Source organism: Stutzerimonas kunmingensis (genome assembly GCF_032106285.1).
GTDB classification, from domain to species: Bacteria; Pseudomonadota; Gammaproteobacteria; order Pseudomonadales; family Pseudomonadaceae; genus Stutzerimonas; species Stutzerimonas kunmingensis_B.
In genome coordinates, this window is the sequence record NZ_DAMCPO010000022.1 from 25,075 (window position 1) to 51,535 (window position 26,461).

At 63.9% G+C, this 26,461-nt stretch carries 24 protein-coding genes and 1 pseudogene; 19 read left to right on the forward strand and 6 right to left on the reverse strand.

What is annotated here, in order from left to right:
* The first annotated feature begins 28 nt into the window (after positions 1-28).
* The 5 genes from RT582_RS16795 to RT582_RS16815 all read left to right on the forward strand — a co-directional run bounded on the left by RT582_RS16795 (position 29) and on the right by RT582_RS16815 (position 6,743).
* Positions 29-2,077 carry a TonB-dependent receptor gene (locus RT582_RS16795; protein ID WP_313478628.1) on the forward strand — a complete coding sequence of 683 codons (2,049 nt, stop codon included), beginning with the start codon at positions 29-31 and terminating at the stop codon, positions 2,075-2,077.
* Between the two features lie 5 nt (positions 2,078-2,082).
* Positions 2,083-3,639 carry a PepSY domain-containing protein gene (locus tag RT582_RS16800; protein ID WP_313478631.1) on the forward strand — a complete coding sequence of 519 codons (1,557 nt, stop codon included), beginning with the start codon at positions 2,083-2,085 and terminating at the stop codon, positions 3,637-3,639.
* Positions 3,640-3,696: 57 nt separating this feature from the next.
* A complete protein-coding gene (gene treS / locus RT582_RS16805; protein WP_313478634.1) occupies positions 3,697-5,766 on the forward strand; it encodes a maltose alpha-D-glucosyltransferase in 2,070 nt (689 codons plus the stop codon).
* 79 nt (positions 5,767-5,845) lie between these two features.
* The gene (locus RT582_RS16810) at positions 5,846-6,451 is read left to right on the forward strand and encodes an eCIS core domain-containing protein (protein ID WP_313478637.1); all 606 of its coding nucleotides are present in this window, start codon (positions 5,846-5,848) and stop codon (positions 6,449-6,451) included.
* Between the two features lie 106 nt (positions 6,452-6,557).
* Positions 6,558-6,743 (forward strand): hypothetical protein, encoded by a 186-nt coding sequence (locus RT582_RS16815; protein WP_125878311.1) that lies wholly within the window; start codon positions 6,558-6,560, stop codon positions 6,741-6,743.
* A gap of 16 nt (positions 6,744-6,759) precedes the next feature.
* Here RT582_RS16815 and pgm read toward each other — a convergent pair whose 3' ends face one another.
* Complete coding sequence (gene pgm, locus RT582_RS16820; protein ID WP_313478641.1) at positions 6,760-8,424, reverse strand: phosphoglucomutase (alpha-D-glucose-1,6-bisphosphate-dependent); 1,665 nt, start codon at positions 8,422-8,424, stop codon at positions 6,760-6,762.
* Between the two features lie 248 nt (positions 8,425-8,672).
* Between pgm and RT582_RS16825 the strand changes: the two genes are divergently transcribed.
* From RT582_RS16825 to RT582_RS16835, 3 genes are all read left to right on the forward strand, one after another.
* Positions 8,673-8,870, forward strand: coding sequence for a DUF2934 domain-containing protein (locus RT582_RS16825; RefSeq protein ID WP_023446418.1), 198 nt, complete (start codon positions 8,673-8,675; stop codon positions 8,868-8,870).
* Positions 8,871-9,054: 184 nt separating this feature from the next.
* On the forward strand, positions 9,055-10,536 hold the full coding sequence (locus RT582_RS16830; RefSeq protein ID WP_313478645.1) for a YdgA family protein: 1,482 nt from the start codon (positions 9,055-9,057) through the stop codon (positions 10,534-10,536).
* A gap of 433 nt (positions 10,537-10,969) precedes the next feature.
* Positions 10,970-13,012, forward strand: a complete 2,043-nt coding sequence (locus RT582_RS16835; protein WP_313478647.1) for a hybrid sensor histidine kinase/response regulator — start codon at positions 10,970-10,972, stop codon at positions 13,010-13,012.
* An 11-nt stretch (positions 13,013-13,023) separates the two neighbouring features.
* Here RT582_RS16835 and RT582_RS16840 read toward each other — a convergent pair whose 3' ends face one another.
* Together RT582_RS16840 and RT582_RS16845 are read right to left on the reverse strand one after the other, a co-directional pair.
* Positions 13,024-13,911: a LysR substrate-binding domain-containing protein gene (locus RT582_RS16840; protein WP_313478650.1), complete on the reverse strand. Its 888-nt coding sequence runs from the start codon at positions 13,909-13,911 to the stop codon at positions 13,024-13,026.
* Between the two features lie 129 nt (positions 13,912-14,040).
* Positions 14,041-14,580 carry a DUF421 domain-containing protein gene (locus RT582_RS16845; RefSeq protein WP_313478653.1) on the reverse strand — a complete coding sequence of 180 codons (540 nt, stop codon included), beginning with the start codon at positions 14,578-14,580 and terminating at the stop codon, positions 14,041-14,043.
* A gap of 236 nt (positions 14,581-14,816) precedes the next feature.
* Between RT582_RS16845 and RT582_RS16850 the strand changes: the two genes are divergently transcribed.
* From RT582_RS16850 to RT582_RS16890, 9 genes and pseudogenes are all read left to right on the forward strand, one after another.
* Complete coding sequence (locus RT582_RS16850) at positions 14,817-15,002, forward strand: NERD domain-containing protein (RefSeq protein WP_313478656.1); 186 nt, start codon at positions 14,817-14,819, stop codon at positions 15,000-15,002.
* An 87-nt stretch (positions 15,003-15,089) separates the two neighbouring features.
* A complete protein-coding gene (locus tag RT582_RS16855) occupies positions 15,090-16,391 on the forward strand; it encodes a hypothetical protein (RefSeq protein ID WP_313478658.1) in 1,302 nt (433 codons plus the stop codon).
* Positions 16,392-16,504: 113 nt separating this feature from the next.
* Positions 16,505-16,843: a hypothetical protein gene (locus RT582_RS16860; RefSeq protein ID WP_313478661.1), complete on the forward strand. Its 339-nt coding sequence runs from the start codon at positions 16,505-16,507 to the stop codon at positions 16,841-16,843.
* Positions 16,844-16,993: 150 nt separating this feature from the next.
* The gene (locus RT582_RS16865) at positions 16,994-17,560 is read left to right on the forward strand and encodes a DUF1993 domain-containing protein (RefSeq protein WP_313478664.1); all 567 of its coding nucleotides are present in this window, start codon (positions 16,994-16,996) and stop codon (positions 17,558-17,560) included.
* Between the two features lie 250 nt (positions 17,561-17,810).
* Positions 17,811-19,644: pseudogene (locus RT582_RS16870) on the forward strand (ABC transporter ATP-binding protein).
* A 169-nt stretch (positions 19,645-19,813) separates the two neighbouring features.
* The gene (locus tag RT582_RS16875) at positions 19,814-20,440 is read left to right on the forward strand and encodes a Type 1 glutamine amidotransferase-like domain-containing protein (protein ID WP_125878319.1); all 627 of its coding nucleotides are present in this window, start codon (positions 19,814-19,816) and stop codon (positions 20,438-20,440) included.
* A gap of 213 nt (positions 20,441-20,653) precedes the next feature.
* Positions 20,654-20,947: a GNAT family N-acetyltransferase gene (locus tag RT582_RS16880; protein ID WP_313478668.1), complete on the forward strand. Its 294-nt coding sequence runs from the start codon at positions 20,654-20,656 to the stop codon at positions 20,945-20,947.
* 115 nt (positions 20,948-21,062) lie between these two features.
* Complete coding sequence (locus RT582_RS16885; protein WP_042925965.1) at positions 21,063-21,467, forward strand: hypothetical protein; 405 nt, start codon at positions 21,063-21,065, stop codon at positions 21,465-21,467.
* A gap of 97 nt (positions 21,468-21,564) precedes the next feature.
* Positions 21,565-22,068, forward strand: a complete 504-nt coding sequence (locus RT582_RS16890; RefSeq protein WP_313478670.1) for a DUF4126 family protein — start codon at positions 21,565-21,567, stop codon at positions 22,066-22,068.
* 96 nt (positions 22,069-22,164) lie between these two features.
* Here RT582_RS16890 and RT582_RS16895 read toward each other — a convergent pair whose 3' ends face one another.
* The 3 genes from RT582_RS16895 to yghU form a co-directional block, all read right to left on the reverse strand.
* A complete protein-coding gene (locus RT582_RS16895; RefSeq protein ID WP_313478673.1) occupies positions 22,165-22,560 on the reverse strand; it encodes a hypothetical protein in 396 nt (131 codons plus the stop codon).
* Positions 22,561-22,773: 213 nt separating this feature from the next.
* A complete protein-coding gene (locus RT582_RS16900) occupies positions 22,774-23,583 on the reverse strand; it encodes a hypothetical protein (protein ID WP_313478675.1) in 810 nt (269 codons plus the stop codon).
* 300 nt (positions 23,584-23,883) lie between these two features.
* Positions 23,884-24,726: a glutathione-dependent disulfide-bond oxidoreductase gene (gene yghU / locus RT582_RS16905; RefSeq protein WP_313478678.1), complete on the reverse strand. Its 843-nt coding sequence runs from the start codon at positions 24,724-24,726 to the stop codon at positions 23,884-23,886.
* 259 nt (positions 24,727-24,985) lie between these two features.
* Here yghU and RT582_RS16910 point away from each other — a divergent pair, with 259 nt between their 5' ends.
* The gene (locus RT582_RS16910; RefSeq protein WP_230357644.1) at positions 24,986-25,222 is read left to right on the forward strand and encodes a helix-turn-helix domain-containing protein; all 237 of its coding nucleotides are present in this window, start codon (positions 24,986-24,988) and stop codon (positions 25,220-25,222) included.
* On the forward strand, positions 25,219-26,460 hold the full coding sequence (locus tag RT582_RS16915; RefSeq protein WP_313478681.1) for a type II toxin-antitoxin system HipA family toxin: 1,242 nt from the start codon (positions 25,219-25,221) through the stop codon (positions 26,458-26,460). Before RT582_RS16910 ends, RT582_RS16915 begins: the two co-directional genes overlap by 4 nt.
* Position 26,461 lies beyond the last annotated feature (1 nt).

Here is a 26,461-nt window from a genome sequence, read left to right on the forward strand (position 1 = left end):
CCTGTCTGTTGCACAAGGAACATGCGAGATGCTCGACCATCCTGCGCACCTGTCGCGGCGCCCTGCGCTGCCTCGTCTTGTTATTGCGGCCCTGGCTGCTGCTTATCTGCCGGCAAGCCTTGCCGATACCGCTGCCTCCGCGCTGTCGCTGGGCAGCAGCACCGTCACCGCCACCCAGTCTGGTGGTGGCTTGCCGACCAGCAGCGTGATCAGCTCGGTCGACCTGCTCGGCAGCGACATTCTCGAACAGCAGCCGGTGCTCTACAGCTGGGAGCTGTTTCGCCGCGCGCCGGGAGTGATGCTCACCGAATTCGGCCAGGGCACCAGCTCCGGCAAGCTGTCCTTCCGCGGCTTCAATGGCGAAGGCGAGGTCAACGCGGTCAAGCTGCTGATCGACGGCATCCCGAGCAACAGCAACGACGGCAACATGCCCTATCTGGACATGCTGTTCCCGCTGGAAATCGACGGCATCGAGGTGGTGCGTGGCACCAACGATCCGCGCTACGGCCTGTACAACATCGCCGGCAATGTCGCCGTGCAGTCGCGCATAGGTGGCGACTACGGCAAGGCGCGGCTGCGCTACGGCAGCTACGACACCCAGGAGCTGCAGCTGGCCAAGGGCATCGAAAGCGGCAACTGGACGCAGAACTACTTCATCGGTCAGCAGAAGAGCGATGGCTACCGCGACCATGCCGGCAGCGAGCGCACCAGCCTGTCCGGCAAATGGTTCTACACGCCGGACGCCGGCAACTGGCGCCTTGGCCTGATCGCCCGGAATTACGAGGCCGAGGCCGACGAGCCGGGTTACCTGTCCCGCGAGGACGTGCGGCACTCGCCCCGTCAGTCCTACGCGCTGTCATCCAGCGACATGGGCGAGCGGCGCATGAATCAGCTCAGCCTGCATCTGGACAGCCAGCTGGCCAGCGATCTCAGCTGGGCGACCAAGGTCTGGCTCAACACCCTGGACGACGACCGCTGGGTGCGTTTCTCGCAATCGGCGCCACAGCAGCGGCGTACCAGTGAGGAAAAGCACTACGGCGCGCGCACCTCGCTGACCTATCGCCCGGACGTGTCCTGGCTGCATGACCTGGCCGTTGAAGGCGGGCTCGACACCGAGCAGCAGCGCAACCGCAGCGAGCGCTACACCACCGTCGAGCGCCAGGTCGTGACCCAGACCCGCGACCAGCGCTTCGATTACGACAGCTACGGCGCCTACCTGAAGGCGGTGATCCAGCCGGTCGAGTCGCTGAAGATCATCCCGGCGTTTCGCGTCGACCGCATCGAGGGCGACTTCACCGATGAGCTGAGCGGCAACGATTACGCGATCAACGACTACGGCAGCATCGAGCAGCCGAAGATCAGCCTGATCTACACCCCCATCGAGCAGCTGAGCCTGTATGGCAACTGGGGCCGGACCTTCCAGATCGGCACCGGCGCGGCCGCCTACAAGGTGCCGCCGCGCACCAGCGATCTCTCGCCGTCGATCAACGATGGCTGGGAGACCGGCATCAAGTTCAGCCCCGCGCACTGGATCGATGGGCGCATCGCCTACTGGGAGCAGGTGGCCACGGACGAGGTGCGGCGCCGGCTCAACGACCCCAGCGGTGAATCGGAAAACCTCGGGCAGACGCGCCGCTGGGGTTATGACGCCCAGCTCAACCTCTACCCCGCCAGCGATCTGAATCTGTGGCTAGCGCACTCCTGGCAGTTCTCCGAAATCGAGAAGGCCGACCCCAGCCTGCCGTCCAGCCAGGGCCAGCAGATCGACCACGTGCCGCAGCGGCTGTACTCGGCCGGCAGCACCTACCAGGCGACGCCGGACCTGCAGCTCAGCGCCTGGCTCAACGGCCAGACCGACTACTACCTCGAACGCGAGAACACCCAGGGCAAATACGGCGGCTACGTGCTGTTCAACCTCGGCGCCAGCTATCAACTGACCGAGCAGCTGGCCGTCGACCTGCAGCTGAAGAATCTCACCGACCGCTACTACGAGTACGTCTGGTACGACGGCGCGGAGACACTGCATGCGCCGGGTGATGGCCGCTCGCTGTATGCCGCCGTGACCCTGGACTTCTGAGCCGCATGAAGCGCTATCTGTACCTCGCGCACCGCTGGCTGGGTATCGGGCTTGGCCTGTTTGTCCTGCTCTGGATCGTCAGCGGCGTGGTGATGCTCTTCGTCGGCTACCCCAAGTTGACGCCAGAGGAGCACCTGTCGCGCTTGCAGCCGCTGAGTGCCGATTGCTGCATCGCACCGGGCGCAGCGCTTGCCGTCAGCGCAGACCCGCGCACGCCGCTCAGTCTGCGTCTGACGGGTGCCGGAGGCTCGCCGCGCTATCTGCTGGACTACGGTGACGGTCCGTTGCTGGCGGTCGATGCGCGCAGCGGCCGGCGGATCGAGCACATAGGTGCTGCCGAGGCACTGGCCAGCGCGCGGCAGTTCGCGGACGGCGCCGAGGTGCGCTTGCTCGACCGGGTCGAGGAGGATGCTTGGACGCGCAACCACGCTCTGGCCCGCGAGCGCCCGCTGTATCGGGTGCAGGCGAACGATGCCGAAGGTCGCCTGCTGTACGTTTCCAGCCATACCGGGCTGGTGGTGCGCGACGCCACCGCCCACGAGCGCGCCTGGAACCTGCTGGGCGCCTGGCTGCACTGGCTCTACCCGTTACGTGAAGCCATGCCGAAGGCGATCTGGTCGGTGGCGCTGGTCTACGGTGCGCTGCTGGCCGCGGTGCTGGTGCTGCTGGGCATGGCGATCGGGCTGCTGCGCTGGCGCTTCGCCGGGCGTTACCGCAACGGCTCGCACTCGCCCTACCCGGCTGGCGCTGGCCGCGTGCACCACGTTGGCGGCCTGCTGGTCGGCGTGGCGCTGCTGGTCTGGCTGGTCAGCGGCATGCTGTCGATGGAGCCCTGGGGGCTGTTCGAGAAGCGCTCGATCATCGATGCCGCCGCGCTGCGGCAAGCGCCGCTAAACACCGAGGCGCTGGATACGGATCTGGCCGCTGCGCTGGCCCGATTCCGCGAGGCTGGTATCGAACCGGTGGAGCTGCAGTGGCAGGTGCTCGGCGATCAGCCCTATCTGCTCGGTAGCGATGCCAAGGGTGAAACACGCATTCTGCCCGTCGCCAGTGCCGAGCCGGCACAGGAACGCCTTGAGCGCGCCCTGCTGGAGCGCCAGGTCCGCCAGGCCTGGCCCGAACAGCAGCTGCGCTTCGACTGGCTGGAACAGGAAGACTTCCACTACTACGCCCGCAGCGAACCGAGCCTCTACAGCCATCTACCGCGACGGCTGCCGATGCTGCGGGTGCGTTTCGACGATCCGGCGGCGACCTGGCTGCACATCGATCCTTACAGCGGCACCGTTATCGAACAGCTGGACCAGCGCCGGCGTGCCGTGCGCTGGGTGTTCAAGCTGCTGCACAGCTGGGATTGGCTGCCCTTGCTGCAACGGCCGCTGCTGCGTGACGGCCTGCTGCTGGCGTTCAGCGCCGGCATGCTGGCGATCGCCATCAGTGGCGTGCTGCTGGGCTGGCGTCGCCTGCGTGGTCGGCCACGGCGCGTCAGGCCACGGGCCGCGCCGGATGCCCGGCCGTCGCGGCTGGCCGGGACAACTTCGGCGGACGATTCGATGCAACGATGACGGAGCACCCGACTCAAACGACTACATTTCCCTTAGCACAGCGGGAACCGACGTCGAATGAGCACCCCAGACGATAGCTATATCCAGTGGCTGGTGGACCAGTCCATGTTGCACGCGGCGCGCGAGCGGTCGCGCCTCTATGCCGGCCAGGCGCGGCTCTGGCAGCGGCCCTACGCCCAGGCGCGTCCGCGCGATGCCAGTGCCATTGGCTCGGTGTGGTTCACCGCCTACCCGGCAGCCATCATCACCCCCGAGGGCGGTACGGTGCTCGAAGCGCTGGGTAACGACCGCCTGTGGAGCGCGCTCTCCGAGCTGGGTGTGCAAGGTATCCACAACGGCCCGATGAAGCGCTCTGGTGGCTTGAGCGGCCGCGAGTACACGCCGACCATCGATGGCAACTTCGACCGCATCAGCTTCGATATCGACCCGAAGCTGGGCACCGAAGAGCAGATGCTGCAGCTCAGCCGGGTCGCCGCCGCGCACAACGCCATCGTCATCGACGACATCGTCCCGGCGCACACCGGCAAGGGCGCCGACTTCCGCCTCGCGGAAATGGCCTACGGCGACTACCCGGGGCTGTACCACATGGTGGAGATCCGCGAGGAGGACTGGGAATTGCTGCCCGAGGTGCCGCCGGGACGCGATTCGGTCAATCTCGAACCGCCGGTCGTTGATCGCCTGCATGAAAAGCACTACATCGTCGGCCAGTTGCAGCGGGTGATCTTCTTCGAGCCCGGCATCAAGGACACCGACTGGAGCGCCACCGGGGAAGTCACCGGGGTCGACGGCAAGGTCAGGCGCTGGGTCTACCTGCACTATTTCAAGGAAGGTCAGCCGTCGCTGAACTGGCTCGATCCGACGTTCGCCGCCCAGCAGCTGATCATTGGCGATGCCCTGCATGCCATTGATGTGGCCGGCGCCCGCATGCTGCGCCTGGATGCCAACGGCTTTCTCGGTGTCGAGCGAAGGGCCGAGGGCACCGCCTGGTCCGAGGGCCATCCGCTGTCGGTCACCGGCAACCAGCTGCTCGCCGGCGCGATCCGCAAGGCCGGCGGCTTCAGCTTCCAGGAACTGAACCTGACCATCGACGATATCGCCGCCATGTCCCACGGCGGTGCCGACCTGTCCTACGACTTCATCACCCGTCCGGCCTATCACCACGCGCTGGTGACCGGCGACACCGAGTTCCTGCGCATGATGCTGCGCGAGGTGCACGCCTTCGGCATCGACCCGGCCTCGCTGATCCATGCACTGCAGAACCACGACGAGCTGACCCTGGAACTGGTGCATTTCTGGACGCTGCACGCCTACGACCACTACCACTACAAGGGCCAGACGCTGCCCGGCGGGCACCTGCGCGAGCTGATCCGCGAGGAGCTGTACGAACGGCTGACCGGCGAGCATGCGCCCTACAACCTCAAGTTCGTTACCAACGGCGTGGCTTGCACTACCGCGAGCGTGATCGCGGCGGCGCTGAATATCCGCGATCTGGACGCCATCGGCCCGGCCGAAGTGGAGCAGATCCAGCGCCTGCATATCCTGCTGGTGATGTTCAATGCCATGCAGCCCGGCGTGTTCGCCCTATCCGGCTGGGATCTGGTCGGCGCCCTGCCGCTGGCGCCCGAGCAGGTCGAGCACCTGATGCGCGACGGCGATACCCGTTGGATCAACCGCGGCGGCTATGACCTGGCGGACCTGGCACCGGAGGCATCGACGTCCGCCGAAGGCTTGCCGAAAGCCCGCGCCTTGTATGGCAGCCTGGCCGAGCAGCTGCAGAGCACCGGTTCCTTCGCCTGCCAGCTCAAGCGCATCCTCAGCGTGCGCCAGGCCTACGACATCGCCGCGAGCAAGCAGATCCTGATTCCCGATGTGCAGGCGCCGGGGTTGCTGATCATGGTTCACGAGCTGCCGGCCGGCAAAGGCGTACAGATCACCGCGCTGAACTTCAGCGCCGAGACCATCAGCGAAACCGTCTGCCTGCCCGGCGTGGCGCCCGGCCCGGTGGTGGACATCATCCACGAGCGCGTGGAAGGCGACCTCACCGAGAACTGCGAGCTGACCTTCAACCTCGACCCCTATGAAGGCCTGGCCCTACGGGTGGTGAGCGCCGCATCGCCGGTGATCTGAAGGCCCTCTTCGCGAGCCCCGGGCGCACGGCTATAGTGCGCACCGGCCCGGGGCTCGCCCTCGCCTTCGAGGACTTCGCGTGTCGTTCACCCCGCTTCTTCGCCGCCTTTCCCTGCTGCTCGCCTGCATGGCATGGGCCGGCGCTCCGGCTCTGGCACAGACGGCCTGCCCGCCTGGCCAACAGCCAATCTGCCTGAGCGGCAGCTGCCTCTGCGTGCCCGGTTCTGCCAGCGACACCCAAGCCGTGTATGACCGCGTGCAGCGCATGGCCGCGCTGGCGCTGCAGAACTGGATTCAGCAATCGCGGGATCGCCTGGTGGCCGGCGGCGTCGAGCCGATGCCGCTGCATATCCGCTCGCAGCTCGAAGCCTTCTTCGATCTCGCCGTGCTGGAAAGCGCGCACTACCGCGTCGGCGACGAGGTGGCGCTGAATGCCGGCAACACCCTGCTGCGCAATCCGGACGTCAACGCCGTGACCCTGATCGACATCATCGTCTTCCGCCACGCCAGCGATGCGCAGGACAACGTCGCGCTCTGGGCCCATGAGCTCAAGCACGTCGAACAGTATCTGGATTGGGGCGTCGCCGAGTTCGCTCGACGCTACACGCTGGACCACCGCGTCGTGGAACAGCCGGCCTATGCGCTGGAAATCGAGGTGGAAAAGGCGCTGGATGCGCCACGCTGAGCGATGCGCTCGCGCCGTGTCGGATGCGCGGCTCCCGGTTTCAGCGGATCGGATCGGCCGCGGCGCAGTCACATGCCAGACAGACACCGCCAACAGGAGCCGAGCCATGAGTGTGACCGTGACCAAGCTCGAAGGCGACGACATTCCCGAGCATCTGCGCCACCCGGATATTGCCATGGTCTATCGGGTCACCGATGCCGATGGCAACAGCCGCTACCTGACCGACGACGTCGAAGCCGCGCAGCTGGCGGTCAGCATCAGTGACCGCCAGCAGCTAAAGCCCGACGCCTGACCCCGGGCCTTGGCTTTCAGCCCGCCAGTACCGAATCCACCAGCGCCTTGGCCTCGGCCTGAATGCGCGCCAGGTGCGCTTCGCCTTCGAAACTCTCGGCGTAGATCTTGTAGACGTCCTCGGTGCCGGACGGCCGTGCGGCGAACCAGCCGTTCGCCGTTTCCACCTTCAGCCCGCCAATGGCCGCGCCGTTGCCCGGTGCCTCGGTGAGGATGCGCGTGATCGGCTGGCCGGCCAGCTCCTTCGCCGAGACCTGCGACGCGGACAGCTTGCCCAGGCGTGCCTTCTGCTCGCGGTTGGCCGCGGCGTCGATGCGCTGATACACCGGCGCGCCGAAGCGGTCGGTCAGCGCCTTGTAGCGCTCGCTCGGGTCCTTGCCGGTGACTGCGGTGATCTCCGCGGCGAGCAGGCCGAGGATCAGCCCGTCTTTGTCGGTGGACCAGGCGCCACCCTGCTTGTCGAGGAACGAAGCGCCGGCCGATTCCTCGCCGCCGAAGCCCAGGCTGCCATCCATCAGGCCGTCGACGAACCACTTGAAGCCCACCGGTACCTCCACCAGGCGACGCTCGATGCCGGCGGCGACGCGGTCGATCATCGACGAGGACACCAGCGTCTTGCCGATGCCGGCCTCGGCGCTCCAGCCCGGGCGATGGGTGAACAGGTATTCGATGGCCACCGCCAGGTAATGGTTGGGGTTCATCAGCCCGCCGGAGCGGGTGACAATGCCGTGGCGGTCGTGGTCGGTGTCGCAGGCGAAGGCCACGTCGAAGCGGTCCTTGTTCTCGATCAGCCCGGCCATGGCATGTGGCGAGCTGCAGTCCATGCGGATCTTGCCGTCCCAGTCCAGGCGCATGAAGCGGAAGGTCGGGTCGACTACCGTGGACAGCACCTCCAGCGGCAAACCGAAGCGCTCGGCGATGCGCGGCCAGTAGTGCACGCCGGCGCCGCCCAGCGGGTCGACGGCGAACTTCAGACCCGAGCCACGGATGGCGTCGAGGTCGATCACCCGCTCCAGCCCGCCGACATAGGCGCCGATGAAATCGAAGCGCTGGGTGGTCGGGGCCTTCAGCGCCTGGCGGTAATCCATGCGCTTGACGCCATCGAGACCGGCGACCAGCAGCGCATTGGCGCGCTCCTGAATCCACTTGGTCACCCCGGTGTCGGCCGGGCCGCCGTTGGTGGGGTTGTACTTGAAGCCGCCATCGCCCGGTGGGTTGTGCGAAGGCGTGATGACGATGCCGTCGGCCAGCCCGCTGGTGCGGCCGCGGTTGTAGCTGAGGATCGCGTTGGAGATCGCCGGGGTCGGCGTGTAGCCCGGCTCGCCGCTGGTTTCCGGGCAACCGGCGTCGATGCGCGTCTCGATGCCGTTGGCTGCCAGCACTTCCAGCGCCGAGATGAATGCCGGTTCGGACAGCGCGTGGGTGTCCATGCCCATGAACAGCGGGCCGTCGATGCCTTCCTGGCGGCGGTAATCGCAGATCGCCTGGGTGGTGGCGAGGATATGCCACTCGTTGAAGCTGCCCTTGAGCGAGGAGCCGCGGTGCCCGGAGGTGCCGAACGCCACCTGCTGCGCCGGGTCGGATGGGTCCGGCCGGTCGCTGTAGTAGCGCGCCACCAGGCGCGGCAGGTGGGTCAGGGTGTGCGGGTCGGGCAGGCGTCCTGCGTTGGCGGCGATACTCATCGGTCAGTCCTGTGCGAAAAGGCGGTACGCCGGCCCAGGCGGGCGTGGCGCGAAGCGAATGAAACGCCAGTCGGCGCCATTTATCCAGAGCTTCGACCGCATCAGCGCCGGCGGTTCCATGCGCGGCGTTATCCAGCCTGCGACCTTTTGGCCATGCGCGCTCGTCGCCCCGCCGGAACCTCCGTCACAGCCCCCTTTCCACTGCTTAGCGGCTCGCGTTCGCGAGCCCGCGACCAGGAGGTTGTCACATGAACGTCGACGAACGAATCCGCCAGCGCGCCTATGAAATCTGGCAAGCCGAAGGCCAGCCGGAAGGCAAGGAAAGCGAGCATTGGCAACAGGCCCGCGAGGAAATCGAACCCTTCTACAAGGAAGGCGACGCCGAGGCCGGCAGTGTGGAAAGCAGTGTGGCGATACCCATGCCGAAATCGGACAACATGCATTAACCACGCAGGCAGGGCGGCGAAGGCGCAGCAGGCGTCGTCCCGCCCGAATCTGCTGCCACGTTCTCACCCTTCCCATCCTCTGCCCCGGCGCGCTGGAGCCGGCCGCTGCGCGCTGCTAGAGTGCCGCCGCTTGCCAACCACCGGCTGACAGGACGTCTGCCCAGCCACCGCACAGGATGCCTCCATGAAAAAGCTCGCACTCGCCGTTGCCGTTCCCCTGGCCCTCTTCGGCGCCGCTACCTTCTACACCAGCACCCAGGTCGAATCGACCGCCCGTGATGCCGTCGACCAGGCCAACCTCAAGCTGCGCGAGATGGGCGTCGGCGCCGGTGCCGAGGTCGGCCTCACCCTGCTCAGCTTCGAACGCGGCCTGCTCTCCAGCACCGCGCGTTACCAGATCGACATCGAAGTGGCGGACGACGAAGGCAACACCGAAAACTACGCTCTGCTGCTGCAGGATCGCCTCGAACACGGCCCTTTCCCCGTCTCACGTCTGAGCCGTGGCCAGCTGATGCCGGTCGCCGCGCAGAGCCATTTCGAACTCGAACGTACTCCGCTGACGCAAAAACTGTTCGACGCCGCCTCCGGCGAAGTGCCGCTGGTGGGTGACGTGACCATCGGCTACGACGGCGGCCAGGCCGGCGATCTACGCACCGCCGCGCTGAAGATCGAGGACGAAGACGGCAGCGTGCGCATCGCCCCCGCCAACCTCAACTTCGAGGCGAACAAGGACGGCAGCGACGTACGCATGGACGGTGAACTGGCGGAAGTCGACATCGACCTGCAGCGCAGCGACAGCGGCCAGCCGGTACAGGTGAGCCTGCGCGGCATCGGCCTGAGCGCCGACAAGCAGGATTATGACGCGGGCTTCGGCTTCGGCCCGTCCGCCATCACCCTGGAACGCATGGAAATCAAGGCCGGCGACGAACCCGCCGTGGTCATCCAGCAGGCCTCCGTCGAGGAGTCGCTGAGCCGCGGCAGCCGCGGCCTCGACCAGACCATCGCCTACGGCATCGGCGAGGTCAGCGCCAAAGGCCAGGCCTTGCGCAACCTCACCCTCGCCTTCAGCCTGCGCAACCTCGAGGAAAGCAGCCTCAAGGCGCTGGTCGCGAGCTACAAGGCAATCCTCGACAGCAGCGCCACGCCGGAGGAATCCTTCGCCGGCATGACCGCCGCCCAGCAGCAGGAACTGCAGGCGCATGGCCTGCAGCTGCTGGAACACAAACCCACCCTGGCCCTCGACGAGTTCGGCTTCGAGACTGCCCACGGCTCGGCCCGTCTGTCCGTCGTGCTCGACCTGCAATCGCCGAGCGCAGACGCCTTCACCCCGGATGCGATGATCACCAGCATGCTCGCCTCGCTCAAGGCCGAAGCCGGTATCGACAAGGACCTGGTGCGCGACATCGCCGGACTGGTCGCGCAGAACAACCAGCCTGACGGCCAGCTCGATAAGGCGGCACTGCAGCAGGAAACCGACGCCGCCACCGAGCTGTTCAGCGGCATGGCGCTGGACACCGGCTGGTCGCGCCTGGAAGGCGAACGCCTGGTCAGCTCGCTGCATTACGCAGACAACCGGGTGACCTTCAACGGCCGCGAAATGAGCGTGCAGGAATTCATCGGCTTCGCCTTCGGTTCGGCGCAGAACGCCGGTCTGCTCGGCCAGTAAGCGCCAGCCTGCGGATGCGTCCGCAGTGACAGAAAACCCCGCGGCCCTGTTCAGCACCTCGCTGGGCAGGGCCGTGTCGCTTTAGGGCGTTTGCGGCGTTCCGATCAACCGTCACCTCCCCGACCCCTTCCTGCCCTCGCCCTGCCCCGAGCCGGCTGCGCGACCTCTGACCTGATCTCATTGCGGCCGCTACCTGCACCTGCCAACGCCCATCGCGTCACGCTATTCCGATATTCTCCTGCGCTCCGTCCGGTTACTGGAACCATCGTCGCCCTTGCCGCCTCTGCTGAGTATGACCAATGCGCAAGGCCGAGTCGGGACATAGCCGATTCCGCTCTGACGCACCGAGAGAACGCACGCCCATTCACACTATTAAACCTCTGGCAGATGGAAGCGCCCGGCCGAGGTTTCATTCAAGGGTTCCGCTAGTCCGATGACGCAGACGCTCAACTATCAGGCGATATTCGAAGCCGTCCCCAACCTGCATCTGATCCTCGCGCCTGATCAGGATTTCACCATCCTCGCTGCAAGCGACGCGCAACTGCGCGCCACCCACACGCGCAGGGAAGAAAGCGTGGGCCGACCGGTATTCGACGTGTTCCGCAAGAATCCGGACGATCCAACCGAGTTCGGCACCGGTGTACTGCGCGACTCGCTTGAGCGTGTGCTGCGCAGCCGCGCGCCGGATCGCATGGCGATCACCCGCTACGACATCCCCCGGCCCGCAGCGCTGGGCGGCGGTTTCGAGCTGCGCTACTGGCGGCCGCTGAATGTTCCGGTGCTCGATCAGCGGGGTGAGGTGCTCTACATCATCCACCAGGTCGAAGACGTGACCGAGGAGGTCCAGCGGGAGCACAGCGACAGTCTCAGCCACTTCGAGGAGCGCTTTCGCGCTGCGTTGCTCGCTTCCGGCATCGGCACCTTCACCTGGTTTCTCAGTGATGGCAGCCTCAGCCTGGACAGCGGGCTGGAGCAGCTCTTCTGCCTGCCGCTCGGGCTGAAGGTGACCAGCGTCGATACCTTCGTCGAGCAGGTCCATCCCGAAGACCGCGCCGATGTACGGCTGGCCTTTGCTCACTACGCCAGGGGCGACGATTACACCGCGGAGTTTCGTCTGCTGCGTGCCGGCGCGGAGTGCTGGCTGGCCTGCAAGGCCAAGGCCTTTCGCGATGCCAACGGCACGCTCGCCTATGTCGCTGGCGCCTGCACCGACATCAGTGCACGCAGGTATGCCGAAGACGCGCTGCGCGTCAGCGAGAACAGCCTGCGCCAGCTCAACGAGACCCTCGAAGCGCGGGTGGCCACCGAGGTCACCGAGCTCAGCCGCGCCGAAGAAGCCCTGCGCCAGGCGCAGAAGATGGAGGCCGTCGGCCAGCTCACCGGCGGTATCGCCCACGACTTCAACAACCTGCTGACCGGCATCATCGGCAGCCTCGACCTGATGCAGCGACGCCATCAGCGCAACGAGCCGCTGGAGCTGGAGCGCTATATCGGCGGCGCCGTGACGTCCGCCCAGCGCGCCGCCGCGCTGACCCAGCGGCTGCTGGCCTTCTCACGGCAGCAGGCGCTCGACCTCAAGCCGGTCGACGTCAACCAGCTGGTGGCCTCGCTGGAGGATCTGCTGCATCGCACCACGGGCGAGAACATCACCATCGAGACGCGCCTCAGCGGCGGGTTGCTGCCGGCCTGCATGGATGTGAATCAGCTCGAGACCGCGCTGATCAACCTCGTCATCAATGCGCGAGATGCCATGCCCTACGGCGGCCGGATCACACTTTCGACCGCCAGCTTCACCATGGGCAAGTCACCCGATTCAAATAAAAGCGGCATGGCCGCGGGTGAGTATGTGCTGCTCAGCGTCGTCGACACCGGCACCGGCATGGCGCCGAATGTCATGGCGCGAGCCTTCGAGCCGTTCTTCACCACCAAGCCGATCGGCCAGGGCACCGGACTGGGGCTGTCGATGGTCTATGGCTACATCAAGCAGTCCAAGGGCTACATCCAGATCGAATCCGAGCCGGATATCGGCACGCGGGTGCACCTCTACCTGCCGGTACATCAGGGCGAAGTCACCGCCCTCGCCCACGAACCCGAACGCACGCCCACAGGCGCCGGCGAAACCATCCTGGTGGTCGAGGATGAGCCGGTGGTACGCGCGCTGGTGGTCGAAGTGCTGAACGAGCTGGGCTATGAAACGCTGGAAGCCGGCGAAGCCAGCGAAGCGCTCCGTATCACCGAGAGCGGGCAACGCATTGACCTGCTGATCTCGGACGTCGGTCTGCCCGGCATGAATGGTCGGCAACTGGCTGACATCGCCCGCCAGCAACGCCCCGGCCTGAAAGTGCTGTTCGCCACCGGCTATGCCGAGAGCTTCGCCGCCAACGATTTTCTCGGCCCGGACATGGCGGTGATCACCAAGCCCTTCGCCATCGATGTCTTCGCCAGCAAGGTCGGCGAGATTCTCGGCAACGGCTGAGGGGTGGCCGGCTACGCGCCCAGGCGTTCGCTGAGAAAGTCGATAAAGCAGGCGATGCGCGAGGCCAGCGCGCTGTTGCGGTAGTACACCGCGTTGATCGGCTGGCGCACGTCGACGCGCCGCGCCGCCAGCACCTCCACCAGCTCGCCGCGCTGGCGATCCCTGTCCGTCATGAAGTCGGACAGGCACACCAGCCCCTCACCGGCCAGTGCCAGTTCACGCGCCGTATCGCCGCTGGAGACACGCAGCGCCGGGGTGATCCGCCAGCTTTCCCCCAGCGCATGGCGCAGCGGCCAGTCGTTGAGCCGGTCCGGCTCGGTAAAGCCGATCAGGCTGTGCCCGGCCAGCGCCTCGACGCTCTCCAGCACGCCGTGCCGCTGCAGATAGGTCGGGCTCGCCAGCACCCGGCGCATGGTGTGGCACAGCGGCCGCGCATGCAGGCTGGAATCCGGCAGCGGGCCGATGCGGATGGCCAGGTCGGTACGCCGCTCCAGCAGATCGATGATGCGGTCGTCGCTGTACAGCTCCAGCTCAATCTGCGGGTAGCGCGCGCGAAAGTCGCCGATCAGCGGTGCGATCACATGCAGCATGAACGGCGAAGCGGTGTTGACCCGCAAGCGCCCCGCCGGGGTCTGCCGTCGCAGCGCCATCTGCTCCTCGGCCTCCTCAACGCTGGCCAGAATGCGCCGCGCCTGCGCCAGGAACACCTCGCCCTCCTCGGTCAGCTCGAGGCGCCGTGTGGTGCGGCGCAACAGCGTCACCGCCAGCTTGTCCTCCAGCCGACTCAACGCCCGGCTGACGCCCGAAGCGGTCTGTTCCAGCTGCACGGCAGCGGCGCTGATCGAGCCACTGTCGACCACGCTGACAAAGGCGAGCATTTCGTCGAGGTTGGTTTTCATCGGTGAGGTCGCATCGAAGGGGTGGCGGAAAGCAACGAGTCTGGCGGCACCACCGCGCGGCTGCAACCGGACCGGCGCGGGCGCCCGGCGGCGGGCGCGTCGATCAGCCGCCGGCGAAGGGTGCCACCCTCAAACACCCTTTTCATTCGGCCCCGGCACATTCACCCCGTCCAGCGTGGAACGGCTGTCGCCGGCGCCATCGGTGATCACGCTGAAACTGCCATCGGTCTCCAGCACCACCGCCTCGATGCCATCCAGCGCGGCCAGCCCCTGGCTGCGCGCGGCGGCCCGCACTTCGTCTTCGGTCACCCGCGCCGCGCGCAAGGCATCGCCGAGAAAACGCCCGCGATAGAACAGCAACGCAGGCTCGCCCGTCACCGTACGCCGCACCCACGCCACCCGCACGCTGGACCAGGTGACCACATACTGCAGCCCGATCAAGAGCGCGAACGCCAGCACCCCTTCGGCCAGCGACACATTGCGATTAAGCAGAATCGTCGCGAAGGTCGAACCCAGCGCCACCGTCACCACCAGATCGAACGCATTCATCTTCGACAACGTCCGCCGTCCCGACAGACGCAACAACAGCACCAGGCTGATATAGGCCAGCACGCCCACCACCAGCGTGCGTATCAACGTCGTTCCGCTACTGAAAAACATGCCTTCCACGACCACCTCCGCAACTGAGCCTTGCAGGGGTGGACAGGGTAGGCGGCGGGAAAGTGCAAACGGCGCGAATGACCGCGCGTCAGTCGACAGTGTGAAAACCGAGGATTAATCCATCGTCTGCTTTACCCATACGGAAGCAGTGGCTAATGTGCCAGCACGCGCAGCAACTGCGCACTCGATCACGGTTCCGCTGCGACGCTACGGTCTGCACCGGTCCGCTACCAAGGAAGGTACAGATGACGCGCTTTTTTACTGTTCGCTCGCAATGCCAGTTCGGCACGCCCGGCGAGCGGCGTTCTGCCGAGCAGCTGGAGAAGCTGCCGGACCGCGATTACCTCTGGAGAAGCGTCCCGGTCGGGCTCAAGGCGCGCTATCCCGACTTCTTCGTCCTGCATCCGCGCTGCAGTATCTCCGCTCTCTAACTCAAGAATGGAAATTTGCTTGGGTAGGTGGGAACGAGTTACATAGCTAAATAAATGGATCTGTCCCCTTTATCGAGAGAATAGTGAATGAATCATAAAACGATCGATGTTTTTGGCGTGAAGAGTACTCTTATAAAATCATATATTGAACGAGAGGCTGTCGATCAACGGTTCCGGGAAGCACTTAGCAGCGGAAATGAAGTTATTGTCTACGGATCGTCCAAGCAGGGGAAAACTTCTCTAATTCTGAAGCACCTAAAGCCGGAGGACTACATCAAGGTTGAATGCTCCCCGCAAACTACCACGATCGACATCTACAAATCCGTTCTTCGCCAAATTGGAGTTACCTTTCTCGAGTCTGAAAGTGTCGAAGCAAGCTATGAACATGGGGGTAAGGTTGGTGGCGGCTTCAAGGTGAAGATTCCATTCATCGGAAGCGGTGACGTAAAGGCCGAGCTGTCCGATAAAGTGCAAGATGGAACATCTAGAACGCAAACCCACATCGAATATAATCTCGCTTTGGCGCAGGACGTATCAGAAGTTTTGCATGCGCAAAATTTTTGCAAGTTTATTGTATTGGAAAATTTCCATTATCTGCCTCACGAAGTGCAAGAGTCGTTGGCATACGATCTTCGGATATTTCAAGATCATCACTATGTATTTATTGTTCTTGGTATATGGCGTGAAGCTAATAGACTCGTTCAGTTTAACGGCGACCTGCTAGATCGAGTAACAGAAGTCCCAGTTGAACCCTGGGATAAATCAGACTTCTTATCCGTTCTCGAAAAAGGAGAAGTTTTGCTTAATGTTGATTTTTCCGAGGTTAGAGAGGCCTTAGTTGCTGAGTCATTCGATAGCGTTGGCGTTGTTCAAGAGCTGTGCAAGCTTTGTTGTCTAGATGCGGGTGTAAAAGAAACCTCCGCGCACAAGGTATTGATAACCAAGGAAAACTTGGAGAAAGCTAAGAAAGACAAAGCCAATGAGTACGGTGTCCGTCACGTCCGGAACTTCGAGTCTTTTGTAGATGTTAGGGTTCGGAAAAGCGCGCAGAGCGGGAAGCCATCGCTGGCATACCCATACTACTTCGTAAAATTGCTTCTAACTCAGGATTTCGACGATATTCAAAAAGGTTTGACGCGGGGGCGACTTCTTGAGGAAATCCGAAAAATACATCATCGACCTGAAGATGTCAGGTCCAGTGACCTTGGGCAATTTCTACATAATCTAACTCAGCATCAGATAGCGAAGCGGATTCAACCACCGTTTGTGGATTACGATCGCGGTGGTAAAGTTCTCAAGATAATTGATTCCTCCCTATACTTCTTTCTGCGGCACTGCGATCGAGAAGAGATACTTGCGGATATACCTAATCCAATCGAAGAAATCTAACCACTAAATTTAAAGTGGCGGAAAGGAAATGCAAGCAAAAGCAAGCCTGTAGGCAAATAAAGTCGCTCTCATATGAAGAGCACAGATTAATTTTTGAGGTAACGAGGTGAGTTGTGAAGTATCAAGGTGAGTTGTATTTTGAAGATGATGACGTCATCGATGTCATATCTTTTATTGTTCGCGATGATAGATCATCTGTAGCTTTCGAGGTCATAGCCAGTTGGGGTGGTCAAGGGAAATGGCGGCGTTCTGGAGTGGCTCAGTTACGAAGTGATTTTTTCGAATCTGACATGGTGAACTCTCGACAAGAGGAAACGGGGCAGCAAGGTGTGCCATGCAGGCTAAGATTTCGGTTATTGGAGGACGCGGATAAGTACTTATCGATTTCAGGATGTTGGATTGAAGAGGGTAGTGAATATGCATTTGAAGGCGACCTAGAGCTTAAATTCTAAAGAAGCTGCTGAAGCGGCTAGCTTTTTTGCTGGAATGTTTACCCGGCCTGCCTTAAAAAAGAAGAAAGAATTACTTACCTTCAGGTAGATAGGTCCAACAAGTAAAGCTGTCACCTAATCGGCGTAGATCGCCTCTCTCAAGGTAAACCTATGCAGCTAACAACCCTCCTCGTCCCAACCTACACGCAAATGCTCAAAACCCTCTCCGGCTGGCTAAAGAAGGCGCAGGCCCTGCTGCCGGAAGCGGAGGCGCAGGCGTTGTTATCCGCGCGGTTAGCGCCGGATATGTTTCCGCTGTCGACTCAGGTTCGGTTTGCCTGTGTGCAGGCGCGGGAAGCCGTGTCCCGGTTGAGAGGCGAGGCCTTCCCGGCGGTGATCAACGAGTTGCTGGACGAGGGGCGGCAGGCGGGTGAGCGGCCGGGCACGCTGGCCGATGCCTATGCCCGGATCGAAGAAACGGTGGCGTTGCTCGACGGCCTCGCCGCCGATGCGCTGGATATGGACGCGGACAAGCCAATCGCCCATGAGCTGGCAAACGGGATGATCTTCGACCTGACCGCGGAGCAGTACGCCCGCGACTGGACGCTGGCGCAGTTCTATTTTCATGTGATGACCGCGTATTCGATCCTGCGTAAGGAAGGGATCGAGCTGGGCAAGGCGGATTACGTGGCGCATATGCTGCCGTATCTGCGGCCGGGATCGGTTCCGAAGGACTAACGAGGTGGCCTGAAAGTAGCGCGTGGAAAAGGCTTCGCCGTTTTCCACCCTACGTATGCCCGGTGTCGGCAGAGGAGGCGGAGTGGCGTAGGGTGGACAACGCTGCGCTTGTCCACCGATGCGAATCGATGGGCAGGGCAGGTGGTTGACGAAACGCTCCGGGGCTCGGGGCGTCCAACCGGGATGCCGCGCCAGAGCGGTCGTATTTGCGAATGACGTTCGCCCACCTCGCCACAAAGCAGACTTCCCCATGCTGTTCCGCCGTTTCGAAAACCTGATCGATGTCTTCAAGCCCAGCCCGGACGTAGAGCCGCCGGCCGGGATGCTGCGCTTCTATGGCCATTACCTGAAGCAGGTCTGGCCGTTGATGACGGCCGTGCTGGTGGTCGGCTTTTTCGCGGCGCTGATCGAGGTGGCGCTGTTCAGCTTTTCTCGGCCAACTGATCGACATGGCCCAGACGACTGATGACGCGCGGACCTTCTTCACTGAGCACCGCAACGAACTGCTGTGGATGGCGGCGGTGGCGCTGGTCATCCGGCCCCTGGTATTCGGCCTGCACAACCTGCTGACGCATCAGGCGATCAACCCGGGGCTGACCAATCTGATCCGCTGGCAGAACCACCGCTACGTGCTCAAGCAGAGCCTGAACTTCTTCCAGAACGACTTCGCCGGGCGCATCGCCCAGCGCGTGATGCAGACCGGGCCGTCGCTGCGCGATTCGGCCATGCAGGTGATCGATGCGCTGTGGCATGTTGTGGTCTATGCGGGCAGTGCGCTGTATCTGTTCGCCGCCGCCGACCTGCGCCTGATCGTGCCGTTGCTGCTGTGGATCGTCGGCTACAGCGCCGCGCTCTGGTATTTCGTGCCGCGCATCCGCGCACGCTCGGCGGCGGCTTCCGCGGCGCGTTCGAAGGTGATGGGGCGGGTGGTGGACGGCTACAGCAACGTCGCCACGCTCAAGCTGTTCGCCCATTCGCGGGAGGAGGGCTACGCCCGCGAGGCCATGCAGGAGCTGCTTGGCAAGTTCCGCCTGCAGTCGCGGGTGATAACCAGCCTGGATTTCCTGATCACTTGCATGAACGGCCTGTTGATCGTCGGCACCGGCGCGCTGGCGCTGTGGCTGTGGAGCGAGGCGCTGATCACCACAGGCGCCATCGCCCTGGCGCTGGGCCTGGTGATCCGCATCAACAACATGGCCGAGTGGATCATGTGGGTGGTCAACGGCATCTTCGAGAACGTCGGCACCGTGCAGGACGGCATGAAGAGCATCGTCCGGCCGCGTGATGTGCTCGACCCTGAGGACGCCAGGCCGTTGCAGGTGGAGCAGGGCGGCGTGCGCTTCGAGGATGTGCATTTCCACTACGGCAAGCAGGGCGGGGTGATCAGCGGGCTGAGCATCGACATTCGCCCGGGCGAGAAGATCGGCCTGGTCGGGCCGTCGGGTGCGGGCAAGTCGACGCTGGTCAACCTGCTGCTGCGCCTCTACGACCTGGAGAGCGGGCGCATCCTGATCGACGGGCAGAACGTCGCCGAGGTCAGCCAGGAAAGCCTGCGCGCCAATATCGGCGTGGTCACCCAGGACACCTCGCTGCTGCACCGTTCGATCCGCGACAACCTGCGCTACGGCAAGCCCGACGCCACCGAGGAAGAACTCTGGGCCGCGGCGCGCAAGGCCCGTGCGGACACCTTCATCAAGACCCTGGACGACAGCCAGGGCGGCTTGGCCTTCGAGGCGATGGTGGGCGAGCGCGGCGTGAAGCTCTCCGGCGGGCAACGGCAGCGCATCGCCATCGCCCGGGTGCTGCTCAAGGACGCGCCGATCCTGGTGCTCGACGAAGCCACCTCGGCGCTGGATTCGGAGGTCGAGGCGGCGATTCAGGAGAGCCTGGATACCCTGATGGAAGGCAAGACGGTGATCGCCATCGCCCACCGGCTGTCGACCATCGCGCGCATGGATCGGCTGGTGGTGATCGACCAGGGGCAGGTGATCGAGACCGGCACCCACGCCGAGCTGATCGCCCGCGGCGGGCTCTATGCGCGGCTGTGGCAGCACCAGACCGGAGGTTTTGTCGGGGTGGATTGATTCGAACGGGCGTGGGATCGGTAGCGGGTGAGTTCGTCGAGGCGGTCGAAGCGTGGCGCACTCGCGGCACTCCCACGCAGCGCAGCAGGTCTGTATCAGCTATCCGGCCGTTTTCTCAGAACAGGGGCGAGTCTGGCGAGCCCAAATCCAGTCGAGCGCAGAGGTGACCATGAATATCTTCCTGACATCCTCCTTTGCTGAGGTCGTGGACTTGTTTGTCAGGTTCACCGGAGGCGAGTGCCGCGGCAGGACGGTTACGCTGATTCCTACGGCGAGCCTTGCCGAGGAGGTCAATTCCTACCTTGTTGCGGCCAGGGAGGCGCTTGTCGAAGCCGGTCTGGTGATCAATGAACTCGAGGTTTCAACCGCAACTCAGGACGAGATCGTCAGCAAGCTCGAACGTGGCGATTACATCTATGTGTCAGGCGGCAACACCTTCTTTCTGCTGCAGGAGCTGAAGCGCAAGGGCGCGGACAGGTTGATCGCGGAACAGGTCAGGGCCGGGAAGTGCTATATCGGCGAATCCGCCGGCTCCGCGATACTCGCCCCGAGCATTGACTATATTCGGGCTCTGGACGACGTCACTGCGGCGCCTGATCTGGAGTCCTACACCGCCCTGGGGCTGGTCGATTTCTACCCGCTGCCGCACTACCGAAATGCGCCGTTCGACGAGGCCGTCGAGCAGGTGCTGAAGGAGTATGGGCAGGTATTGGCGCTTCGCCCATTCAGCAATAACCAGGCGATCGTCGTGTCGGGCGGTCACGCTGAAATCCAAACGAGCGGCGCACGAGGCTAACGCCAGCTTCAAGGCCTGCCTGCTCTGCCAAGCCTCTATCAGTTACCAAAAGCCCTTGCCGCCGCTACCTCTGGAGCAGCGCCATGGCGCGGGCTTGCAAGGCCCTGAGCAACGCGCACGGCGCATTCCGGTTCGTCGTCGCGCCACCTGAACCCTCATACATTGCGCCCACTCGTACCTCTAGCGCAGTCATTAACTGAGAGGGAGCCCGCCATGAGCGATCGACAAGCCACCGTCCGCCACGATGCCGCGCAGCAGCGCTATGAGCTGCTGGTCGACGGCCAGTCACTCGGCGCCGCCGAGTACAGCGAGCAGGGCGAGCGGATGGTCTTTACCCATACCGAGGTCGACCCCAGCCTGTCCGGGCAGGGGCTTGGCAGTGTGCTGGCCAAGGCCGCGCTGGAGGATGCGCGGCGCCGCGGCAAGCGGGTGGTGCCGCAGTGCGAGTTCATCGCCAGCTACATCGAGCGCCACGCGCAGTGGCAGGACCTGGTCGATCCGGCCTGAGCGCCGCGCCTTCCGGCGGGATTTATTGCCGGAGCCGACGCTCTTATCTGAGTGATCGCTGCCGCTGCGCCGCGTGGCGTTGCTTTAGCAGCTGGTTTCCTCTGAGGGCAATCGCGTGGATGGTCGAGAGTTTGTCTGGGCGCATTTCAAGCTCAATGCCGAGCAGCGCCTGCGTGGCTTCAACTTCTTCGTGGTGCTGGCGATCTTCGCCGATGGCGGTGTGCTGGCGGCGCTGCAGCGCGGCTTCTCGCCCGGGCTGCTGATTCTGCTCGGTGCCTTTACCGTCTTGCTGGCGCAGGTGTTCTGGCTGGTGGATGCACGCAGCCGGCAGCTGCTGGAGCTGACCATCACTGCGCTGAAGGAGATGGAAGCCGAGTTTCCCGAGAGCCACCGGCTGTTCGCTGCCGATGCGCTTGGGCAGAGCCGGGTGATCAGCTACACCTTTGCCATCCGCGCGCTGTTGCTGGCGCAGATGGGCTTTGGCCTTGGCGTGTTCGCCTACGGGCTCTACCAGTGGTGAGCACTGCGAGCGTGTCATCCGTCGCTGGCTGCGCTGCGCAGCCGAACGCTGGCGTCGGGCGCCCGGTCGGTATTGGTAACCACCGGGAGATCTGACGATGTCGACTTCGAGCAATTTGTTATGGGCCGCCCTGGCGATCGGGGCGGTGACGGGCATGCGCAGCATGCTGGCGCCGACGCTGGTCAGCCGGGCGTTGAGCGAGCGCGATGATCTCGCCGGGGCGGGGGAGGCTGCGCAACTGCTGACGTCGGACACCGCGCAGACCTTTCTGCCAACGCTCGCGGCCAGCGAGATGATCGGCGACAAGATGCCCTTCGCGCCGGATCGCACCATCGTGCCGTCGATGATGTTTCGTGCGCTGTCCGGCGGCGTCAGCGCGGCGGCGCTGGCCGGTGTCCGTCGCGAGCCGGTGCTGGTGCCGGCCTTGCTCGGTGCGACGGCGGCGCTGGTCGCATCCAGGGTCGGGCTGAGCCTGCGCAAGCCCTATCAGCCGAGGCCGCTGGTCAATGCGGCCCTGGGTGCGGCGGAGGAATGTCTGGCGTTGGTGATTGGCCGAGCCGGGCTGCGGCGGGCGTTGGGCGCGGAGCGGCGCGGGCGCTAGACGCCGTGAACTCCTCGCGTTTCGTGGTGCGGTGACGCGGGCGCGTGGAAAAGGCGTTGCCGTTTTTCACCCTGCGCGGGTTGCCCTCGGGACCCGTCAGTCCTGGCTGATCTCGGTCTTGTGCGGATTGCTCTGCAGCAAGCGCGCGTGGGCTTCGGGGTAGCGGTAGGCGAAGGTGGCGTGCTGCGCGGCCACTTCGGCCTGCATAGCTTCGCGCTCATGGGCTGGCAGCTTGGCCAGGTATTTCTGGGTGATGGCGTATTTGGCGGCCATCAGCTCGTCGTGGGCTTCGCGCAGCTCCACTTCGTACGCCTTGGCGCGACGCTCGCGCAGGGCCGCCTGGTCGGTGTGCATGTTGCCGCCTTCATGCAGGACGAAGGCGCTCTTCGAGTCGCCTTCCGTCTGTTCCATGGCCAGCTGTGCGGCCCAGACGTCGGGGAATACCGACAAGCACAGCAGCAGGCAAGACGGGACGATTGTCGGCAGATGCATGACTTGGCCCTCGCAGGGCGTGGCAGCACTCGGGCTGCCGGATGAATCCAGCATACGCCAGGTGCATCCAGCACTCAGCAGTCGGGCTCTGCGCCAATCGTCGCAGCAGGCTAAGGCCGTGATGGATTGCGCGTCGGCAGGGTGCGGCCGCCCGGCCGGGACATGACATAAAACGGGCCGCGTGATGCGGCCCGTGGTACTGCGCAGCAGCGGTCAGCTCGGTCGCTGGATCACGCAGATGCGGTCGCGGCAGAGGCCGGCGTCACGGGTGCCGACGCCGGGTGCCACTTCCGGCGTGTCCGGGCTACTGCCGTGGCCGGTCGCGCCGGCACCGGTGGGTGCCGTGGTGGCGGTGGTGTCCGGGTAGTCGGTGCCGGCGCGCTTGGCCGCGCCGCCGATGTCATAGCGACCGGTGTCGGCCGAGCTGCGGTCGTTGTAATCGGTCGGGTCGGCGCCGGGCGCGGTTGTATTGCCGATGTGGGCACCGTCGCCGGTGTGCGCGCCACTCAGAGGTCGGTCGCTGCCAGCGGTTGCCGTGCCGGTTGCGCTGAAGTGCTTGTCGAGGTGACTGTCGCCGCCGGTCGCGCCAGCATAGGGGCTGCTCGGGCCTGGATAGCCTTCGACTGTGCCGGTGCCGCCGCGCTCGTTGATGTCGATGGCACCGTTGTATTCCAGAGCATCGCGCGCCTTGGCCAGCTGATCTTCATCGTCGACATCCACGGCGATCACCAGGGCACCGCGGCGTACGGCATCTGGATAGGCGGTGGCGTAGTGGCGGTGCGTTTCGTGCGGTTCATGGCCGAACAGCGATTTGAAGAAATGCGTGACCTTGGATTCGTGATGCGTACGATCCACCGGGACGTCGGGAGTGGTGGTGTAGGGCGCATCGTAGGCATGGATATCGGCGCTCTCGGCACCAATGGCGTGAATCTGTTCGCGCGCTATGCCCCGCGACATCAGATCGCCGCGGGTGCGGTTGGCGTCGGTCAGCGTTGCGAACGCTGCTACCAGTGTATGTCTCATGATCCACCTCACGTTGTGTTGAACAACCGGGATGTGAGCGCTGCGCGTGTCGCGATGATGGCCGCGTCTATCGCGGATTTAACGGCGCTCATAGACATTGGGTCGGAGCGCACCGGCATAGTTCAGCGTGGAGGATCAGCGGTCGGAGGAGGGCAGTGCAGGTCGCTGCGCGGAGGACTGCGCGGCGATGAGGAGCGTTGAAGCAGGCCCCCTCGGCAGACGGGGCCGGGCAGCCTGCCAGGGCAAGATCAAGGGCGGTGGAAAGGCTTCGCGCCTTCCTCCGCCCGATCAGGTTGCGGTTCAGTCCAGGTCGGCAGCGCTGTGGCGCTCGGGGGCCTGTTCGGATTCATTGCCCCAGGTGCGATTGACCTTGCGCCCGCGGATCACGGCCGGGCGCTCGGCGACTTCCGCGGCCCAGCGCTGGACGTGCTTGTAGTCCTGCACGGAAAGGAATTCGCCAGCGTCGTACAGCTCGCCCCGCGCGAGCACGCCGTACCAGGGCCAGATCGCCATGTCGGCGATCGTGTATTCGTCACCGGCAACGTAACGATTCTCCGCCAGCTGGCGGTCGAGCACGTCGAGCTGGCGCTTGACCTCCATCGCGTAGCGGTTGATCGGGTACTCGTACTTCTCCGGCGCGTAGGCGTAGAAGTGCCCGAAGCCGCCACCGAGGAAGGGCGCCGAGCCCATCTGCCAGAACAGCCAGTTCAGCGTCTCGGTACGCGCACGGATTTCCGTGGGCAGGAAGGCGCCGAACTTCTCCGCCAGGTAGGCGAGGATCGAAGCGGACTCGAACACCCGTAGCGGCTTGCCGTCGACGCTGTGATCGGCCAGCGCGGGGATCTTCGAGTTGGGATTGATCTCGACGAAGCCGCTGCCGAACTGATCGCCCTCACCGATGTTGATCAGCCAGGCATCGTACTCGGCGCCGCTGTGGCCGGCGGCGAGCAGCTCTTCGAGCATGATCGAGACCTTCACGCCATTGGGCGTCGCCAGCGAGTAGAGCTGCAGCGGATGTTTGCCCACCGGCAAGGCCTTCTCCTCCCGCGTACCAGCGGTGGGGGCATTGATGCTGGCGAACTTGCCGCCCGAAGGCGCGTCGTGGGTCCAGACCTTCGGCGGGACGTAAGGGGTATCAGGCATGAACAACCTCCTCGGTGGCTCTGGGGATGTGCAGGGCATGCTACGCCCTCAGCCGGCGCTGTCGAAATCAAGCGGCTCGATATTGGTCATCGATGACCGATGGTTTGTTCTGCGAGGTGGTTGTTGAGATGAGCTGGAAGATCTTTTTCCCGATCGGTAAAAAATCCAGTGCACTCGCCAGCGACGGAGAGTATTTTCCCTATTGGGAAAAAATTGGGAATGAGCTGTTTCCGAAGACCAAATTGTACGGAACGGGAAAATGGGTGGACCTACCGCATTTGTTTCGATGGCCGAGCTGGGCAAACTGATCCAGCGCACTCGCAAGGGGCAGGGGCTGCGTCTGGTGGACGCTGCCGGTCTATGTGGCGTGAGCGTGCGCTTTCTGAGCGAGCTGGAAAATGGCCGCGAGAGCTGTTCGTTCGGGCGGGTGCTGAACGTGTGCCATACGCTTGGCATCGAGCTGTTGGCGGCTAGACGTGACGGGAGCGACCTGTGAGCGGACTGCTCGGCGTCTACCGGGGTGATTGCCGTATCGGTGAGCTTTGGCTGGGTGACGATGGCCGCAGCATGGGTTTTCGTTATAGCGAAGCAGCGCGGTTTGCAATCTCCAATAGCTTGCCGCTTGCAACCGGTATGTTTGCGCCAACGCTCGGCACGGCACATAACTGGTTTGCCAATCTGCTTCCCGAAGAAGCTTCGCGGCAGTTGCTGGTGAACCGGCTTGGGATCGCTGATAACGACTTTTCGCTGTTGGCCGCCATCGGTGGTGATTGTGCCGGTGCGTTGCGCATTGTTGACCCGGAGCGGGCCGATGCGTTGATCGAATCTGGCCAGGAGCCGGTCGACCCCAATCAGCTGGCGCGCTGGGCGCAGGGTAAGGAGCGCTACGCCTTGTTCCAGCCGGGCAAGGCGACACGGCTTTCGCTTGCCGGCGCCCAGGACAAGATTCCCGTAATCCTCGAAGGCGGCCAGCTCTACCTCCCGCGCGGCGCCTCCGCTTCTTCGCATCTGATCAAGTTCTCGCTAAAGCCGGCGTTGGTTTTCAACGAACTCTATATGAACCGCCTGGCTCGGATCGCTGGGCTTGTGGTATCCGACTCGCACGCAGGTCAGGCAGGGAAGGCTCAATATCTTGCTGTGACTCGTTACGATCGTGAGCGAGTGGATAACCAGATCGAGCGTGTGCACCAGGAGGACATGTGCCAGGCGCTTGGCTATCCGCGGCGGCTCAAGTACCAGGAAGAGGGCGGCCCGACGCTGGCTGCCTGCGCAGACCTGTTGCGCGCGGTGACGGCCATGCCTGCGCTGCAGGTGCGCCAGCTGCTGCGCTGGCAGATATTCAACGTGCTGGCCGGCAACAGCGATGGCCATGCCAAGAACATTTCGCTGTTACAAGACGCCAAGGGGCGCTGGTCATTGGCGCCGGCCTATGACCTGGTATGTACGATGGTGCTGCCCTACAGCCCCAGCCTTGGTTTCGCGGTCGGCAGTAACTTCCATCCGCAGCAGCTGCGCAGAGCCGATTGGGAAGAGCTGGCGCGCCACATGGGCCTCGCGCCGCCGTTCGTACTGCGGGAGCTGCGGCAAATGCTGGATCTGCTCGAGCCAGCTGCCAATAGCGCCGAGTTGCAAGCTGAACTGCAGACGGTTGGCATGGATGAGGCGGGTTGGGCGAAGGTGCAGCATGTGCGCAAATACGTCGTTCAGCAGTGCCGCCGCTACCGCAAGCTGTAGC